This is a genomic window from Parafrankia colletiae (assembly GCF_001854655.1).
GTDB lineage: Bacteria > Actinomycetota > Actinomycetes > Frankiales > Frankiaceae > Parafrankia > Parafrankia colletiae.
Window position 1 is genome coordinate 89,371 of record NZ_MBLM01000120.1, and the last position, 16,795, is coordinate 106,165.

The following is a 16,795-nucleotide window of genomic DNA, read 5'->3' on the forward strand; positions in this document are numbered from 1 at the left end:
GAGCCTGTAGATGCCTGCAAGGCTCAGTTTGATGTCTGTTTGTCGCACACCCTGCCGGTGGTCGATACTGCTTCGCATGGACGTACTGGCGGACGTGCTCGCCGTGTCCGGTGTCCGCGGGACCATCGCGGCCCGCATCGACGCGGGGGAGGACTGGGGGTGGTGGGCCGAGGCGACGCCCGGCGCGGCGTTCCACGCGGTGACCTCGGGAACCGCCTGGCTGGGGCGCCCCGGCCACCCGCCGTGCCAGCTGATGCCCGGGGATGTCGTGCTGCTCCCCGGCGGCGCCGAGCACGTCCTGGCGAGCGACCCGCGCGCGCTCGCCCGCACCGGCGCGAACGCCTCCGACGGCTATGAGCGGACCGCGGCCGGCGCCGTGCGGATCGGGTCCGGGCCCGTCCGCACCCACATCCTGTGCGCGCACTACCAGCACGACCCGGCGGTGACGACGCAGGTGTTCGCCCTGCTCCCCGCGCTTGTCCACCTCCGTGCGGAGAACGGGGGTGGATGCCTGGAGGACACTGTCCGGCTGCTCGCCCGGGAGCTGGCCCGGCCCCAGCTGGGGACGGCGGTCGTCCTCGACAGCCTCGTCGACATCCTGCTCGTGCAGCTGCTGCGGGGGTGGCTCGCGACCGACCCGGAGCGGGCCGGGGCGTCCTGGCTGGGTGTGCTGGACGACCCGGTCGTCGGCGCCGCCGTCGCGCGGCTGCACGAGGACCCCGCTCGTGCCTGGACCACCGCGGCACTCGCCGGCGAGGTCGCGGTGTCCCGCGCGACCCTGGCACGCCGCTTCCCCGCGGTCCTCGGCGAGACTCCCGGCGCCTACCTGACCCGGTGGCGGATGGACCTGGYCGCCCGCCGGCTGCGCGACACCGACGACACCCTGGAGACCATCGCCCGCTCGGTCGGCTACACCTCCGTCTACGCCTTCAACCGTGCCTTCCACCGCGCCCGCGCCCAGCCCCCCGGCCGGTACCGGGCCGCCGTCCGTACCCCCACATCCACCCCCGTCGGAGTGCCCCGACCGTGATCGACCGGCCTGCCGGCGGTCGGGTGCTGCCGGCGGTCAGGCGCTGTCGGGGCGGGCGAAGTCGACGCGCAGGCGGGTCAGGGTCAGGGAACTGATCTGCCAGGTGCTGTCGGTTTTCGTGTAGGTCTCGTGGTAATGGCCGTAGCCGGTCAGGTCGGTACCGTCGGGGAAACGGACCCGGTCCTCCATCGCCCAGATCCCGGTCGCCATGTCCGGCGCGGTGGCGGTGATCTCAGGGGTGTGACAGTGGTGGACGGTCACCGCCTCCGTGAGGGCCCGGCGCACGAAGTCCACGATCGCGTCACCACCGGTGAGGGCGTTGCCGCCGGAGCTCGTCGTGTCCATCACCGCCTTGTCGGTGAACAGCTCGCGGAAACCGTCCCAGTCCTTCGTGTCGAGCAGTCGGCAGTACCGGGCCTTGAGCTGCCTGATCGCCTCGATGTCGTCCATGGCCGCCTCTCCTGCGCCGACTTTTCCCGCCGGTACCTCCGCCAGCCCGGACCTCGGCTCCGCCAGCCTGGTCTCGGCTCCGCTGGCCTGGTACTCAGGCGTCATTCTGGCTGCCGGGGGCGGTCCGGCGCGCGTCTTTCCCGACCGGTGATGATCCACGGAGGGACCCGCCCGGGTGGGACGGTGACCCACGCCGGAGGCGTGACAACTCGGACTGTTCGGACTGTTGTCAGAGCTGCTTCTGGTAGTACTCCAGCATCGCCGGGTAGTAGTCGCGCTCGAAGTCGATCGTGGACGGATCGCCGCCGGACTCCGCGGCGACCAGCCGGTCCAGGTAGTACTCCCAGCCGGGCCCGATGTTCTCCGCGGCGGCGGGGTCGATACCGGGCTGGGAGAAGGTCAGAGTCGTGATGCCGTTGTTCTCGGTGAGCTCGAGGTCGAGCAGCCAGTGGTCGTCACCGGCGTGCGCGGTCACCTTCAGGGTGTGCGGGGGAGTGCATTCCCGGATCTCCATCTCCTCGGGTGTTGCGCCCTCTTCGGCGGTCATCTGGAACATCACACGGCCGGCGGCCGGATCGCCGGTGAACGTGCCGATCCAGCGCGCCAGCCGGTCCGGTTCGGTGACGGCGGCCCAGACGTCCTCCACAGGTGCGCGGAAGGCACGGGTGAGGAGAAGAACATGCCCCTCGCCGCGCTGCTCGAGCCGGCCGGTGGGCGCTGGGGCGGGGGTCGAGGTCACGCGGTCTCCTGGTCTGGTTCGTGGCGGTCGTGGCGGTCGTGGCCCGCGGCCCGGCGGTCGCGGGTGGTACGCCGGATCTCGGTGTCGAGGGCGTCAAGGGCATTGCCGCTGAGCAGGGCGGATGCGGTGGGGGAGGCCAGCTGGCCGAGGAACGCGCGGACGTCGGCCAGCCCGGCTGGCCGGAGCGCGTAGTGGCGTTCCCGGCCGTGGTCGGTGACCTGGACGAGCCCCGCGCCGGTCAGCAGCCGCAGATGCTTGCTGATCGCCGGGCGGGACACGGGRTGCGCCGCGGCGAGGTCGACGACTCGCTGTGGCCCGCCGGTGAGCTGGATGAGCAACGCCCGCCGCACCGGGTCCGCGAGCGCGGCGAAGACGTCCACGCCGAAAGGGTAACCCATAGGTTACCAATTCGGTCTTACCGGCGCCGCCGGCCTGGTCAGCGTGTCGGGCCGCCGGCCCGGGCCGGGTGCGAGGGTTCCCTCGCCGGGGCGTCGGGGGCGTCGGGGGCGGTGGGCTCGTCCAGGGGACGCAGCGGGTGTGTCCGATCGATGTGGATCATCGCGTCGAACTGGTCGGCGGCCCGGGCCCGGAAGTAGCCGTCCCGGGGATCCCTGTCGGCGCAGTGCAGGATGCCGACCGCCCGCTGCAGCCGGGCCGAGGCCAGTGCCTCGGCGGCCCAGGAGCGGCCGTGGGGTGCGATGAGGAAGTCCGTCTCGCCGACCTCGTGGAAGATTTCCTCCAGACTGCCGGGGAGGGCCGGGCTGAGTTCCGTGCTGGTGGCGGGGCTGCCCCGGTTCTCCGCGGTGGTCACCGCCCCGGCGTAGGTGGTGAGGCCCACGAGGCGGCAGCGCCCCGGGTACCGCGCCCGGACGATCTGCCCGAGGCTGACCCGGCCGAGCGCGGCCAGCTCCGTCGCCGCCGCGTCGCCCACATGGGAGCTGTGCGCCCAGACCACGATCTTCGCCGGGGCCGAGCGGTGGTGGGCCAGCCGGGCCATCAGGTCGTCGAGGTCGTCGGCCATCCGCCGCTCACCCGCGTTCCACCGGGTCGTGCTGCCGCCGAAGATCGGGTGACGCGGGTCCGCGTCCGCTGTGCCCTCGTCGGTCCACAGCCCGTAGAAACCGGCCTTGGCGGGCTCGTACCCGCCGAACCGGTCGTTGCGCTCCCGCAACCAGGCGACGAAGTCGGCCATGACCCGGTTGCGCATCATCCAGTCGGGAAAGTGCGCGAACGCCCGGAGTGCATCCTCCGCGTTCACGTCCGTGCCACCCGCCGCGTGCGTTCCGGCCGTCGCGACGGCCACGTCCGCCGTGACGCGCGACTCGCTCGGACCGTCCGCGCGCGCACCGAGACCGCGGACGAAACGGTTCACCTGCGAGGCGTCCGCCCAGTCCGCCGGCACCGCCACCGCGGTGAACCCGCGTTCCTCGATCAGCCGCCGGGTCATCGCCGCCCGGGCCGCGTGGAACTCGAAGGTGCCGTGGGCCGCCGCGCCGAGCAGCACCACGTCCGCGTCGCCGACCAGGGCGAACAGCGCGTCGTCCGGAGGGATCCCGCCGCCGGCGGCGACGGCTTCGGCGCGCACGATCGCCGGATCGGTGCGGAAGACCCCGGAGCCGGCTGGCAACCGTGTCGCTGAGGCCGCGCGGAGCAGATCACGGACCCCCGTGTCCCTGCTCGCGACACCGCCCCAGGACGACGGTCCCACCGCGGAACAGGGCGACGGGGTGGTCGCGCAGACCACCCCGTCGGCCAGCGCGTCGAGAAGCTGGCAGCTGGAGGCGGGCGCCGCCGGCACCGCTACGACGATCCGGCCCGTCCGCGCCCGGCGCAGGGAGAGCACGGCGGCGTGCAGCGCGACACCGGTCGACAGCCCGTCGTCGACAAGGATCACCGTCCGCCCCGCCGGCTCGGCGGGCGGGAGCCCGGACCGCAGCTCCTCCTCCTGGCGCCGCAGCTCGCGGTGCTCGATCTCGACAAGCCGCTCGATCAGCTCCGGTGCCAGCCGCAGCCCCCGGACGACGTCGTCGTTGAGAACGACCGTGCCGCCGCCAGCCACCGCGCCCAGCGCCAGCCCAGCTGCCCCACGCGGGGGCGTCGTCGGGAGCTGCCCGACCATCAGTTTTCTGACCACCAGCGGGTTGAGCGGCGCGCACAGCTCCCGCGCGACGTCGAACGCGACCGTCAGGCCGCCCGGGGCCACACCCATCACCAGTACCGCCGGGTCGCACCGGTACCGCTCGAGGAGGCCGGCCAGGAACCGGCCCGCCTCGCGGCGGTCACGGAACACCTGACCGCCAGTCGTGTCGTGCCCGGGTGACATCGTCGACATCGATCTCCCCGTCCGTCTCTGCTGGTCTGCCGGCCGCGGCTGCCGGCTCCCTCCCTCCCTACCTACCTGCCCGTCACGGCACTACCTGTTGTGCCCGTCCCGCGCCGTTCTGCCCGTGCGGTCGGGGGTGGTCGCGGGCCGGGTGAGCGCGTCCGCGACCAGGGCGGCGATGGCGGCCATGCCGGTGGCGTTCGGGTGGTAGCCGATGCCCGTGGCGTCGGAGCCCTCCACCCAGCGGCTGCCCGGCGCGGCACAGATGTCGTGCCCGGCGCTGGCGGCGTAGACGTCCACCAGTGGTGTGCCGGTGTCGGCGGCGGCGTGCTGGAAGACGGTGTCGAGGGCGAGCCCGATCGCGGCGATCGTCTCGCTGTCCGGGCCGCTGATGTTGTTACCCGTGCAGGTGACCGGCGGATCCGGGAACAGCCGCGGGTAGGAGACCAGGTACACCCGTGCGCCCGGGGCGGTGGCGGCGATCGTCGTGATCAGCTGGACGAGGCCTCTGCGCAGGGCTGCCGCCGCGGCGGCGGTCTCGGTCGGGTGGGGGAGGCCTGTCCACGGTCGGCCGGTCGTCGCCGCGTCGGCGCAGAGCAGCGCGGCTGCGGCGTACCCCAGGTCGTTGCCGCCGACCGTGATGGTGACCAGCCCGGTGTCGGCCGTCACCGCCTCGAGCTGCGGCGGGTGCCCGTCCTGCGGGGTGGCGAGCAGGTTCGCGATGGTGGCACCGCCGCAGGTGACATCGGTGAGGGCGAGCCCGAGTCGGGCCGCGAGCAGGCGCGGGTAGCTGCGCGCCGAGCGCAGGCAGCCGTCGCTGATGTCGGGGCCGATGCCTGATCCGGCGGCGAAGGAGCTGCCCATCGCCACATACCGCCCGCCTGGGACCAGGCCTGGACGTCGGTTCTCGCTCACGCCGGGCGGTTGGTTCGGTTCCACTCCTTCATACGTCGCGGGTAGCCGACCACGGCCGCGTCGTACACCGGGATCCCGAGGTCACGGGCGAGACGGCGGGCCACGGCCGGGCTGCCGACCCGGCGTCTGATCCAGGCGCCGTCGCCGTCGACCGCGACCACCGTGGCGTCGGTGGCGGTCGTCTCGGGTTCGGCGAAGAACTCGACGCCCCGGTGCTCCCCGACGAAGCGGCGCAGGTCGCCGAGGTCGTCGGGTGTCGCCTCACGGTCCAGCACGGTCCGCCGCTCGGCGTGGCGCCGCAGCAGCCAACGGTCCCTGATGCTCATGGCTGGGCTCCTTCTCCGCGAACAGCTCGGCTTCTCCGGGAGCGGCGCGGCGGGCGTCGCGGCGCGGCGCCGCCGGCCGCCACCATCACAGAACGCCAGCCCTAACGGATCCTTAGAGCTCCGCCAGAAGATCCTTGGGATGTCCGGTGTACGGCTCAGGACACGTACGCGACGCGGCTCAGGACACGTACGCGAACAGCAGCGCGCTGACGATGAGCACCGCGGCGGAGGTCAGGTAGCGCGCGGCGAACAGCCAGCAGCGGGCCGTCCCGGCCGGGGCCTCGCCGAGCGAACTGACCCTGCGCAGTTCGACGTACGGGCTGGGTGCCCGCAGGTACCAGCCCGTCACCTCGACCTCGGTGCCGACGAAGGACTCGGCACGGGTCAGCCCGAACAGGAGCCGGCTGCCCGGCACCGGGTTGAGGTAGAGAAGCGGCACCGTCCCGCTCTCATCGGCGAGGACGAGGTCGGGCGAGGCCGCGAAGCCACCCCGGCCCACGATCGTCCCGCGCAGGCGGGCCGGGATCGCGCTGAGCGGGCCGGCATCGAGCCGGTCGAGCAGCCCGACGACGGCCTCGATCGGCTCCGGGGCACCGAGCGGGGCCCGCAGACAGGCCCGGATCACCAGCAGCACCCCGGCGGCTGCCAGCAGGCCGGCGACGAGCACCGGGTTTACCCGGTCAGGCCCCGTCCGGCCGAGGAACAGCGCCGCACCCAGGCAGATCCAGCCGCCGAACTGGATCGGCAGCTCCACCAGGAACTGCCCGCGGGCCCGGATCCGTTCGCCGGTGCTCACCCGCGCCGCGTCCCGTGCCCCCCGCCACACCCGCGGCGCGCCCGGCAGGCCACTCGCCTCAAGCGCGGCGATGCGGGTCGCGACGAGCGGATGGGTCGAGAAGATCTCCTGCCAACGTGCCCAGGGGCTGGCGATCTCCCAGCGCAGCGCCCGGACCAGCCGCTCCGGTGGCAGATCCGGACCGACCATGTCGACGGAGGGCGCGGACCCGTCGCTGGCGATACCGAGGGCTCCGACGGCCCGGACCCTGCTTTCTCGGCGTGCCAGGCGGCGGGCCGCGCGCTTCTCGTCGCTCTCCCGCAGCGCGTGGACGCGGGCGGCGAGGTCCTGATCGCGTTCCTTCATCCCGTACACGATCTTGACGAGAGCGGAGCACAGGGCGTCGCCGTCGCCGGTGGCCGCGCAGGAGGCGTGGTCGGCGCCGAGCTCGCGGGCGCGGGAGAAGGCCAGCAGCGCCACCTCGGRGAGCAGGTAGGCGGCGACCCCGATCAGGCGGACCGGGTCGTTGCCCCCGGACTGGTCGCTGCCGCTGTGCATACCGGCCCCGGCGTAGTACATCAACGCCGGGATCACGGAAAGTACCGTCATGACGGCGACGTCGCGGTGCCGGATGTGGCCGATCTCGTGTGCCACCACCGCCTCGACCTCACGCTCGTCCAACCGGTCGAGCAGGCCACGGGAAATCCACACCCGGGCATCCCGCCGGGACCGGCCGAACGTGAAGGCGTTGGGGTCACCGTCCTCGATGATCCCGAGYCGGACCAGCGGAATGCCGGCCAGCCGGCACTGCCGCGCGACAATGCCGGCAACCGGCTCGTCGCTGAGGTACCGTTCGCCGTCGCTGGCCTGCTCCTGGGCCGGAACGAGCCACTCGATCACGCGCGGACCCACCAGGAACTGCAGGACGGTCAGGCCGAACAGGATCGCCACCGGCACCAGGACGGGCACCGGCGTGACGGCCGCCAGCAGCCAGCAGGCCAGGATCAGCACACCGCCCAGCGCCGACAGCGCGGCCATCGAACGCCGCCAGACATAACTGGTCACGGGCCCCACCCCCCGGAAACAACCCAGACGCCCCATCAGGCCACGCAAAGTTACCGGAAACCCGCTCAAGGCGGAGCAAATTCGTCCGGATGTGCTCGGTGGCTCGGAGGTGGAGACCGGGCTGCCTACGCGTCGTGCTGCCCCGGGGGAAGGGGCGCCGCTGATCTCAGGGCGCGGCAGGCGGCGTAGATCTCCTTGATGATCCGCCTGGCCTCGGGAGAATCCGGAGCCGCGTTCACCCGGAGATAGTCCGCCTGGGTGTATCTGCTCTCCAGCGCCTGCAGTGTGCAGGTGCAGTAGGCCTGGTTTCCCCCACTGCTGCGGAGGCAGGTGTCCAGATAACTGAAGCGGACGGCCTCGTCATAGCGGGCCCCGGGTGGGCCTGTTCCAGCCTGCGGGGTCGCCGTCGGCGGGCTCGGCTGGCCACCCGCCAGCGCGGATGCGGTCGGCGGGGAGGTGCTGGTCGCCGGCACGTCACCAGCCGGTGTGGCACTGGCTGCCAGTGTGTCGTTGGCTGCCGGTGTGTCGCTGACCGGCAGCGGGCTGCCGCCGGCCGAKGTGTCCCTATCCCTCGACCCTCGTCAGGGACGGTGTTGATCAGCAWAGCGACCACCGGCCCGCGGCCCTCCCGGTGCGTTTCGCTGCTCGGCGGTGGCCGGGCGTCAGCCGGCGGTCGTCTCCGCGTAACGGCGCGCCGCGGCCAGCGCGGTCCGCACGGTGTCGGGGCCGGTCGGGTGAGGTTCGCCGGTGATGCCGTCACCACCGGCGTAGAGGCCCGCGTAGGCGGCGGTGTCCCGCTGGTACCGCCATCCCTCGGACAGCGGCCCGGCGTCCACGGCGTCGTAGCCGATGGCGTCGAGGAACGCGGTCACCGTTGCCTTCGCGTCCGCGTCGTCGCCCGCGATGGCCAGCGCCGTGCGGTCGGGGGCACCACTCGGCCGGGCGAGGGTCAGCAGGTGCCTGAAATAGATGTTGTTGAACGCCTTGACCACCTTGGATGTCGGCAGATGTGCCGCGAGCAGCTCACTCGTGGTGGTCGACTCGTTCTCGAGGGCGTCGATGGTGCCGTCGCGCTCCGGATAGTAGTTGTTCGTGTCGATGACCACCTTGCCTGCGAGCGGCTCGACCGGAACGGCGAGGTATGCCCGCAACGGCACCGTCACGACCACCAGGTCGCCGGCGGCGGCGGCTTCGGCCGACGTCGCCGCCCGGGCGTGCGGCCCGAGCTCGGACACCAGATCCTGCAGGGTCTCCGGCCCGCGCGAGTTGCTCAGCACAACGTCATAACCGGCGTTCACGGCAAGCCTCGCCAGAGTTCCGCCGATGTTTCCACTGCCTATCAGTCCCAGCGTCGTCATGCTCCGTGCAACTTCCCCCGTCGCGCTCGCCATTCCCCGACCAACCGCCGCCACCGCGGTCGCAGGCCGGTTTCGCGCCGGCGAGACCCCGGGTCCCACCCGATACCCGGGGAATCCATGTTCATAGCGCTGAATTTCCGTTATCCAGTACCGGTCGTCCGCCCTGAGCGGAACGTCGGTCACGGCACTGGGCACGGTCCGGATCGACAGCCACCGGAGCGGGATCACTTCGGCCTGGGGCGGGGGCCGGAGGTGGCGGGGCGGCGAAGATGGTCAGCATCTGTTCCATCGCGAGGTCGACGCCGGCACGGTCGCCGGTGGCCAGCAGGTCCAGCAGAAGTCCCCGGGTGGCCGCCAGGCCGAGCCGGGCCTGCGCACGGGCCTCGGCCGGCTCCCGCCCTTCGCGCATCAGGTATTCGGTCACCGGGCCGAGCCAGTCCTCCACCACCCCGTCGAGCAGCGGCTGGGCGTAGGCGCGGCCCTGCAGCGCCTGACCGTAGATCTCGAAGAAGAGGCGTTCGAACGGGGCCAGCGCCGGGTCGCTGAGCCGGCGCCACATCCGCCGCCCCAGCTCGACCGCGGACGTCGCCGGTTCGCTCTGCATCTCGGCGAACGTGGCGCGTTGCTGCTTCTCCATGGCCCGCACGACCTCGACGAGGAGGCCGTCCCGTGAACCGAAATGATAGATGATCATGCGATGGCTGGAGCCGACCGCGGCGGCCAGCTGTCGGAGGCTCAGATCGCCTATCCCGTGCTCGGCCAGGTGGGCGAGGACGTCGCCGAGGAGGCGCTGCCGTCCCGCGCCGTCCTGCGCGCTGTCCGATGGCGGACCTTGCCGAGTCATGAACCAGATGGTACATGTACCAAGTGGTACACGATGTGGCGGGTTCCCGCCGCGTACCGCAGGACTCCGAATCGCTACGGGAGGCACCCGATGTACTACGAGACCTCGGTGATCATCGACGCACCGGCCGACGACGTCTGGGCCGTGATGCGCGACGTCGAGCGCTGGCCCACCTGGACTCCGACGATGACCACCGTGGAGGCCAGGAACGCGACCGGCGCCCCGGACGGCGAGCTGCGGGAGGGGAGCGTCGTGCGTATCCGGCAGCCCCGGCTCCCGGCAGCCGCCTGGACCGTGACCGACCTGGCCCCGGGCGCAGGCTTCTCCTGGACGTCGAAGGCGACTGGCATGACCACGGTCGCCGACCACCGCATCACGCCCACTCCGGATGACGGGACCGTGACGGTGCGGCTGAGCCTGCGCCAGTCCGGGCCCCTGGCCCCTGTGGTGGCACTTCTCATGGCCCGGCTGGTCCGTCAGTACGTCGACACCGAGGCCCAGGGTCTGCGGGAGTACTGCGAGCAACAACACCGCGCCAGCCGGCCCCGGACGTGACCCGCCGCGTCGGTGCCTGTGGTGCCTGTGGTGCCTGCGGTGACGACCCGCCGGGACGTCAGGTGGTGGCGGTGGCGGTGGGTTCGCCGGGCAGATCGTGGTCGTCGTCGTGGTGGTCGAGGCGGTCGGCGTGGAACAGCGCCTGCCGGAGGAGGCGCGCGACGTGCTCGTCAGCAGCGGAGTAGTAGACGAAGGTGCCCTCACGGCGGCCTTTGACCAGCCCGGCCAGGCGAAGTTTGGCCAGGTGCTGGCTGACTGCGGTCGGCGCCGCTCCGGCGAGCTCGGCGAGACACGCGACTGACGACTCGCCCTGCAGCAGCGCCCACAGCACCCTGATCCGGGTCGGGTCGCCGAGCATCCGGAACGTCTCCGCGGCCAGATGCACCTGCTCCTCGTTGGGCATCTCGAAGTCCGACAGTGACGTGTGCACACCTCCAGCCTAGCGCGCCTTCTCGACTGCCTTCGTATCTGCGTGCATGCGTATGTACGCTGCCAGTGTGGCAGTCTCCGCGGACACCCCCGCTCCCGTCCGGTCAGCTCGGATGTCCGCACGGCGCACCGGGATGTGGTCGCTGCCCGAGGTGCGTTCGGCGGCGACCGCGACCGCGCTGTTCGCCCTGGGTCTCCTCGCCGACCTGGCCGACGCCTCGGACGCGCTGACCTGGGCGCTCTACCTGGGCTGCTACGTCGCCGGCGGCGCGGAGCCCGGCCTCGCCGGGCTACGGGCGCTGCGGGCGAGGACCCTGGACGTCGACCTGCTGATGGTCGTCGCCGCGCTCGGGGCCGCGGCCGTCGGGCAGGTTCTCGACGGCGCCCTGCTGATCGTGATCTTCGCGACGTCCGGCGCGTTGGAGGCGCTCGCGACGAAGCGCACGGAGGACTCCGTGCGCGGCCTGCTCGATCTCGCTCCTGAGCGCGCCACCCGGCTCGGTGTCACCGGCGAGGAGATCATCCCCACCGCCGACCTGAGGGTCGGTGATGTGATCCTGGTGCGGCCCGGTGAACGCATCGGCGGCGACGGAGAGGTCGTCGGGGGAGCGAGTGAGGTCGACCAGGCCACCATCACCGGTGAGCCGCTCCCCGCCGACAAACGGGTCGGAGACCGCGTGTTCGCCGGCACTGTAAACGGCAACGGGGCGCTGCGGGTGCGTGTCACCCGCCCTGCCGGCGACACGCTGATCGCCCGCATCGTCGCCATGGTCGAACGAGCCAGCGCGACCAAGGCCCGAACCCAGCTTTTCGTCGAGAAGGTCGAGCGCCGGTACTCGATCGGCATGGTCGCCGCGACCCTCGCGCTGTTTGCCGTACCCCTGCTTTTCGGCGCCGAGCTGCGGCCCACGCTCCTCCGCGCCATGACGTTCATGATTGTCGCCTCGCCCTGCGCGCTGGTGCTCGCGACCATGCCGCCACTGCTTTCCGGGATCGCCACCGCCGGCCAGCACGGCGTTCTGGTCAAATCGACCGTGGTGCTGGAGAAGTTCGGCACCGCGACCCACGTCGCGTTCGACAAGACCGGCACGCTCACCGACGGCACCCCCCGGCTCGCCCACATCCACCCCCTCGGGTCCGCCCCGGCTCACGAGGTCCTGGCCTGGGCTGCCGCCGCGGAGGTTCCCTCCGAGCATCCGCTCGCACGCGCCATCGTCGCCGCCGCCCGGGAGGCCGGGATCCGTCCGTCGACCGCCGAGGAGTTCAGCTCCAGCCCGGGCCGCGGAGTCACCGCGCGAGTGGACGGGCGTCTCGTCGAGATCGGCAGCCCCGCCCGTGTTCCGGTGCCGGACGATCAGCATGACCTCGTGTCCACGGCGGTCGCCGAAGCGGAGCACGCCGGTTTCACCGCCGTGCTTGTCCGTGTGGACGGAGCACCCGCCGCCGTTCTCGGACTGGCCGACCAGGTGCGTGCCGGCGCGGCGGACACCGTCACCCGGCTGACCGTGCTGACGGGCAACCGGCCGATCCTGCTCACCGGCGACAATCCGCACGCCGCCGCCCGGCTCGCCGCCGAGGTCGGCATCAGCGACGTGCGCGCCGCCCTCCTCCCCGAGGACAAGGTCACAGCCGTGCGCGAACTCGAGGCCGCCGGCGGCCGCGTCGTGGTCGTCGGCGACGGCGTCAACGACGCGCCCGCCCTGGCCGCCGCGCATGCCGGAATCGCGATGGGCGGCGCCGGCTCCGACCTCGCACTCGACACCGCCGACGCGGTGATCACCCGGGACGATGTCGCCGCGCTGCCCGCCCTGATCGCGCTGGCCCGCCGCGCCCGCCGGCTGGTGAACGTGAACCTCGGCATCGCGGCGGCCTTCATCGCCGTTCTCGTCGCCTGGGACCTGCTCGGCACGCTGCCACTCCCGCTCGGCGTCGCCGGGCACGAGGGCTCCACCATCATCGTCGGCCTCAACGGCCTTCGCCTTCTCCGCTCCCAGGCCTGGCAGCGGTGGCGGTAGCGGCCGCGGGTGACGGTGCCCGTCGAACTCCTTGTGCCCGTCGGGCGGCGCGCCTAGCGTAGTGAGCGCCTACTCATCAGCAGGAGGCGGTCGACTGGCGTCAGGCCCGGATGGCCGGCGCCTCTGCGTTCAGGAGACGAGCATGCTTGCGGACGAAATCGTGACGGATTTATGGYGCCACTGGGAGGACGGTTTCAACCAGTACGACGTCGACCTTGTGATGAGGCCCGTCGACCAGGACGTGGTGTTCAGCTCGCCGTTCGTGCCGAGAATCACCGGTGACCCCGAGAAGGTGACCATCGAGGGGTTCGACGCGTTCCGCGACTACATAGACGACTCGATGCGCCGTGTTCCCGGCATCCGTTACTCGATCGACTCGTTCTTCGTGAGCACCCAGACGGTTGTGTTCGTCTACACCTGCAGTTTCTCCGACGGCCGGCCCCCGGCGACCGGCGCGGACTCCATCCGCGTCAACAAGGCCGGCCGAATCGTCGAATGGCGCTGCCACTACTCGCGCGTCTTCGTCGACGATCGTCTGTAGAAGCAGCACGCCGCGGGCGCCCGAGCACCGGGGCAGGCCACTGCCGGACGGACCGCCGCCGGGTCGGATGAGCCGCCGGGTCGGGCGGGCCGCCGGACGGGCCGCCGGGCGGGATCAGCCGACGCGCAGATTCTCGCCCGGCAGCGTGACTTCGTCACCCACCCGCAGCTGGCGGCCCCGCCGCGTTTCGACCTCGCCGTTGACACGGACGCTTCCGCTTGCCAGAACCGCCTTGACCGCCGCGCCCGCCTCCACGACGTCGGCCAGCTTGAGGAACTGGCCGAGTCGGATGACCTCGTCGCCGATGCTCACTTCGCGCATCTCCCCAGCATGCCGGACTGGACGGGCGGTGCCCTCGCCGGTCGGCCAGCCTCGCTTCTCCGCGGCGTTTCCGTGCTCGTTCCGGGGAGATGGATCTGTGGAGTTCGTCCCGGCCGTGGTGAGGCCGGGCTCCCGACCCGGAGGTGACAGGTGAGCCACAGTGTCGCGGTGAGCAGCCAGCTCATGGCCCAGATGGGTGGAGGCGGCGACGCGGGTGGGGGCGGCACCCAGGATGTGTCGAACCTCGGTGGCTTCACCGGCTGGGCAGCAGACCTGATGGTCTCGCTGGGTTCCGCCGGCGTCGGGCTCATCACCCTGCTCGAGACGGTGTTCCCACCGGTGCCGAGCGAGGTCGTGCTGCCGCTGGCCGGCTACCTGATCGGCCGGGACCGGCTCCCCCTGCCGGGCGTCGTCATCGCGGCCACCGCCGGTTCCCTGCTCGGCGCGCTCGTCTTCTATGGGCTGGCCGCGAAACTCGGCGCGGACAGGGCACGCAGGGCGGTCGGCCGCATCCCGCTGATGAGGGAGGAGGATGCCGACCGCGCGACGGACTGGTTCCAGCGGCACGGCCGCTTCGCCGTGTTCACCGGCCGGCTCGTCCCCGGGGTGCGCAGCCTGGTGTCGCTGCCGGCCGGCGCCACCCGCATGCCGCTGCTGTCGTTCTGCCTGTTCACCCTGCTCGGGAGCCTGCTGTGGAACAGCCTGCTCATCGGCGCCGGCCTGCTTCTGTCCAGCCGGTGGCGGGAGGTCGAGAAGTACTCGACGGTCCTCGACGTGGTGGTGATCGGCGCCATCGTCGTGATGATCGCCGCGGGTGTCGTCCGCAAGGTGCGGGCCACACACCGCTGAAGCCCGGGCCCTACGCCACCGGGCCTCCCGCCTTCGGCCCGGGGAACGTCGGCGGTGCGGCAGCCGTGGCCGGCGCCGCACCGGGGAAGGCGGCCAGTCGAGGAAGAACCTGGGCGCCGACCGTGTACAGCAGCTGTTCCCGCGCCTGTTCCTCGTCCAGATCGAACAGGTCCACCCAGGTCAGTGTCCGCAGGGCGGCAGGTGGGTCCACCGGCTCGATGCGTACGGGCAGCAGGGTCCTGCGGGCCAGCGCCGCCGTCCACTCGGTGGTGCACCAGTAGGAGTCGAAGTAGGCGCGGGAGTAGACCGCGACCGTCCACTGCGCGCCGGCGAGCTGGGTAGTCATCCACTCCACGAAGTTCCGACCCGGCAGGGAATCCCACACCTGCACCCGGGCGGCGAGACCGGCACCCTCCAGCACCGAGGCGATCCATGTCGCCCACGCCTCGTCCTGCGCTGTGTAGGACACGAAGACAAACGGTCCGGTCTCTCCCTGCGTCATCCTCCTGTTCTACGCGATGCCCACCGGCCGGTGATCTTCAGGGTGGTGTCGGGGCATCGGCCGATGACGTCACGGGGAGGTCCGTGCACAGGCCTGAGGTCCGAGACGGGGCACCGGCGCCCATTGCTTTCTCAAGTAGCAAATATATTATCTTGTCCGTGTCGATCGATCCTGTGCAGCCGCGCGGAGACCGAGGCGCGGCGGGCCGGCGGGCGCCGGGCGCCGGTGTCGGTGCGAGTGGGCTCGCCCCGCCGGTGCCCTCGCCCTGCTTCCTGGCCACCGACCTCTTCCACACCGGCCTCGTCGTCGAGCATCTCGACGAGGCGATGGACGAACTCGGCCGGCTGGGCGGCTACGGGTGGCTGCCGCCCATCGAGCACACCGTGCCGGTGTGGACGCCCGACGGCGAGACGCCGGTGCGGCTGCGAATGGTCTACTCCCGCGACGAGCCGCTTCTGGAGCTCATCGAGCAGGTGCCGGGCACGATCTGGATGCCGTCGCCGGGCAACCCGATCCACCACCTCGGCTACTTCGTCGACGACATCACGGCAGCGTCGCGGGCGTTGGTCGACGCCGGGGTGCCTCTCGACGCGTGCGGAACCGGACCGATCCGTCCCAGCGGGTTCGCGTATCACACGACCGCCGCCGGCCTGCGCATCGAGCTGGCTCCCCGGTCGGTGCTGCGGGACATGCGTGCGCTGCTGGCGGCACGGCAGGCGGAGGACGAACCGGCCGGGGAGGCCCACTGATGAAGGCTGTCCGCAACGCCCCGCCCGGCGTCGAGCTGGTCGAGGTGGACGAGCCGGCCGGCGCCGGTGAACTGATCAGAGTGGCGGCGGTCGGCATCTGCGCGTCGGACTTCCTGTATCTGGACTTCGGGAGCACGCAGATCGCCGGCCACGAGATCGCCGGGGTCATGGCGGACGGGACGCCGGTCGCCGTCGAGGCGATCGTCGGCTGCGGGGACTGCGTCCACTGCGACGCCGGGAACTGGCAGTTCTGCGACACACTGCTGGGCAGCGCGCTGGGGATGACGGCGCCCGGCGGGATGGCCGAGTACTTCCGTGCCCCCCGCCGCGCGCTCACCCCGCTGCCCGCCGGCCTCGCGCTGGGCGACGCCTGCCTGGTGGAACCCGGGTCGGTGGCGTGGCACGCCGTCCGGCTCGGCGGGGTTGGCCCGGGCAGCCGGGTCGCGGTCGTCGGCGCGGGCGGGATCGGCATCCTCGCCGCCGCGGCGGCGCAGGCGCTGGGCGCGGCGGAGGTCGCCGTGGAGGCACGGCATCCCCATCAGCAGGAGGCCCGCGAGCGTCTCGGGGCGGTGCCGCCCGGCACGGACTACGACGTGGTGATCGAGACCGGCGGCAGTGAGAGCGCGCTGCACCGCGGCATCGAGCTGGTTCGGCGACGCGGGACGGTGGTCTACGCCGGCATCCTCCAGGGCGTCGCGCTGCCGCACTCCGAACTCGCCCTGAAGGAGGTCGCGCTGCGGCCGTCACTCGGGTACAGCGCGCACAACGGCCGACGCGAGTTCGCGGAGGTGGCGGACATGCTCGCGGCCCGGCCGGAGATCCCCGCCATGCTGATCTCCCACCGGTTCCCGATCGACGATGCCCTGGCCGCGTTCGAGACCGCCCGCGACCGCTCGAAGGGCGTCTTCCGCGTCGTCGTCGAGCCCTGACCGCAGGCGCCGGTGCGGGCTCGTTGCTTCCCCCATGATTGCGGGCAGGCTAACGAAGTGGACTGTTGGCGGTGCGGCAC

General features: G+C 72.1%; 19 protein-coding genes and 1 pseudogene. 7 read left to right on the forward strand and 13 right to left on the reverse strand.

The features are described from left to right. Window positions 1-76 precede the first annotated feature (76 nt). Window positions 77-1,030, forward strand: a complete 954-nt coding sequence (locus CC117_RS17400; protein ID WP_071085433.1) for an AraC family transcriptional regulator — start codon at window positions 77-79, stop codon at window positions 1,028-1,030. 36 nt (window positions 1,031-1,066) lie between these two features. On the opposite strand, the gene CC117_RS17405 is transcribed toward CC117_RS17400, so the two are convergent. The 10 genes and pseudogenes from CC117_RS17405 to CC117_RS17450 form a co-directional block, all read right to left on the reverse strand. Continuing rightward, a complete protein-coding gene (locus CC117_RS17405; protein WP_321572620.1) occupies window positions 1,067-1,585 on the reverse strand; it encodes a nuclear transport factor 2 family protein in 519 nt (172 codons plus the stop codon). A gap of 124 nt (window positions 1,586-1,709) precedes the next feature. Next, a complete protein-coding gene (locus CC117_RS17410; RefSeq protein WP_071085437.1) occupies window positions 1,710-2,219 on the reverse strand; it encodes an SRPBCC family protein in 510 nt (169 codons plus the stop codon). Then, a complete protein-coding gene (locus tag CC117_RS17415; protein WP_071085498.1) occupies window positions 2,216-2,599 on the reverse strand; it encodes an ArsR/SmtB family transcription factor in 384 nt (127 codons plus the stop codon). The genes CC117_RS17410 and CC117_RS17415 overlap by 4 nt, the downstream gene beginning before the upstream one ends. A gap of 56 nt (window positions 2,600-2,655) precedes the next feature. Beyond that, window positions 2,656-4,551 (reverse strand): erythromycin esterase family protein, encoded by a 1,896-nt coding sequence (locus CC117_RS17420; RefSeq protein ID WP_071085439.1) that lies wholly within the window; start codon window positions 4,549-4,551, stop codon window positions 2,656-2,658. Window positions 4,552-4,632: 81 nt separating this feature from the next. Further along, the gene (locus CC117_RS17425) at window positions 4,633-5,406 is read right to left on the reverse strand and encodes an SGNH/GDSL hydrolase family protein (RefSeq protein ID WP_241830197.1); all 774 of its coding nucleotides are present in this window, start codon (window positions 5,404-5,406) and stop codon (window positions 4,633-4,635) included. 47 nt (window positions 5,407-5,453) lie between these two features. Then, window positions 5,454-5,783, reverse strand: a complete 330-nt coding sequence (locus CC117_RS17430; protein ID WP_071085445.1) for a hypothetical protein — start codon at window positions 5,781-5,783, stop codon at window positions 5,454-5,456. 178 nt (window positions 5,784-5,961) lie between these two features. Then, window positions 5,962-7,623, reverse strand: coding sequence for a M48 family metalloprotease (locus tag CC117_RS17435; protein ID WP_084132287.1), 1,662 nt, complete (start codon window positions 7,621-7,623; stop codon window positions 5,962-5,964). 125 nt (window positions 7,624-7,748) lie between these two features. After that, the gene (locus CC117_RS17440) at window positions 7,749-8,096 is read right to left on the reverse strand and encodes a hypothetical protein (protein ID WP_071085448.1); all 348 of its coding nucleotides are present in this window, start codon (window positions 8,094-8,096) and stop codon (window positions 7,749-7,751) included. A gap of 189 nt (window positions 8,097-8,285) precedes the next feature. Beyond that, a complete protein-coding gene (locus CC117_RS17445; protein ID WP_071085450.1) occupies window positions 8,286-8,981 on the reverse strand; it encodes an NADPH-dependent F420 reductase in 696 nt (231 codons plus the stop codon). Window positions 8,982-9,213: 232 nt separating this feature from the next. Beyond that, a pseudogene (locus tag CC117_RS17450) lies at window positions 9,214-9,825 on the reverse strand (TetR family transcriptional regulator); the annotation flags it as partial. 90 nt (window positions 9,826-9,915) lie between these two features. Here CC117_RS17450 and CC117_RS17455 point away from each other — a divergent pair. Further along, window positions 9,916-10,380, forward strand: coding sequence for an SRPBCC family protein (locus tag CC117_RS17455; protein WP_071085452.1), 465 nt, complete (start codon window positions 9,916-9,918; stop codon window positions 10,378-10,380). 58 nt (window positions 10,381-10,438) lie between these two features. Here the strand turns inward: CC117_RS17455 and CC117_RS17460 are convergent, their stop codons facing one another. Next, window positions 10,439-10,810 carry an ArsR/SmtB family transcription factor gene (locus CC117_RS17460; protein ID WP_071085454.1) on the reverse strand — a complete coding sequence of 124 codons (372 nt, stop codon included), beginning with the start codon at window positions 10,808-10,810 and terminating at the stop codon, window positions 10,439-10,441. Window positions 10,811-10,922: 112 nt separating this feature from the next. On the opposite strand from CC117_RS17460, the gene CC117_RS17465 reads away from it, so the two are divergent. Together CC117_RS17465 and CC117_RS17470 are read left to right on the forward strand one after the other, a co-directional pair. Then, on the forward strand, window positions 10,923-12,824 hold the full coding sequence (locus CC117_RS17465; RefSeq protein WP_321572621.1) for a heavy metal translocating P-type ATPase: 1,902 nt from the start codon (window positions 10,923-10,925) through the stop codon (window positions 12,822-12,824). A 142-nt stretch (window positions 12,825-12,966) separates the two neighbouring features. Beyond that, window positions 12,967-13,365 carry a nuclear transport factor 2 family protein gene (locus CC117_RS17470; RefSeq protein WP_071085458.1) on the forward strand — a complete coding sequence of 133 codons (399 nt, stop codon included), beginning with the start codon at window positions 12,967-12,969 and terminating at the stop codon, window positions 13,363-13,365. Window positions 13,366-13,479: 114 nt separating this feature from the next. Here the strand turns inward: CC117_RS17470 and CC117_RS17475 are convergent, their stop codons facing one another. After that, window positions 13,480-13,686 (reverse strand): RNA-binding S4 domain-containing protein, encoded by a 207-nt coding sequence (locus CC117_RS17475; protein ID WP_026311020.1) that lies wholly within the window; start codon window positions 13,684-13,686, stop codon window positions 13,480-13,482. Window positions 13,687-13,836: 150 nt separating this feature from the next. Between CC117_RS17475 and CC117_RS17480 the strand changes: the two genes are divergently transcribed. Next, window positions 13,837-14,535, forward strand: a complete 699-nt coding sequence (locus CC117_RS17480; RefSeq protein WP_116287824.1) for a DedA family protein — start codon at window positions 13,837-13,839, stop codon at window positions 14,533-14,535. Window positions 14,536-14,545: 10 nt separating this feature from the next. On the opposite strand, the gene CC117_RS17485 is transcribed toward CC117_RS17480, so the two are convergent. Further along, complete coding sequence (locus tag CC117_RS17485; RefSeq protein ID WP_071085460.1) at window positions 14,546-15,037, reverse strand: toll/interleukin-1 receptor domain-containing protein; 492 nt, start codon at window positions 15,035-15,037, stop codon at window positions 14,546-14,548. A 158-nt stretch (window positions 15,038-15,195) separates the two neighbouring features. Between CC117_RS17485 and CC117_RS35000 the strand changes: the two genes are divergently transcribed. Together CC117_RS35000 and CC117_RS17495 are read left to right on the forward strand one after the other, a co-directional pair. Then, window positions 15,196-15,786 (forward strand): VOC family protein, encoded by a 591-nt coding sequence (locus CC117_RS35000; RefSeq protein WP_241830199.1) that lies wholly within the window; start codon window positions 15,196-15,198, stop codon window positions 15,784-15,786. Beyond that, the gene (locus CC117_RS17495; RefSeq protein ID WP_071085462.1) at window positions 15,786-16,715 is read left to right on the forward strand and encodes a zinc-dependent alcohol dehydrogenase; all 930 of its coding nucleotides are present in this window, start codon (window positions 15,786-15,788) and stop codon (window positions 16,713-16,715) included. The genes CC117_RS35000 and CC117_RS17495 overlap by 1 nt, the downstream gene beginning before the upstream one ends. The last annotated feature ends 80 nt before the right edge of the window (window positions 16,716-16,795 follow it).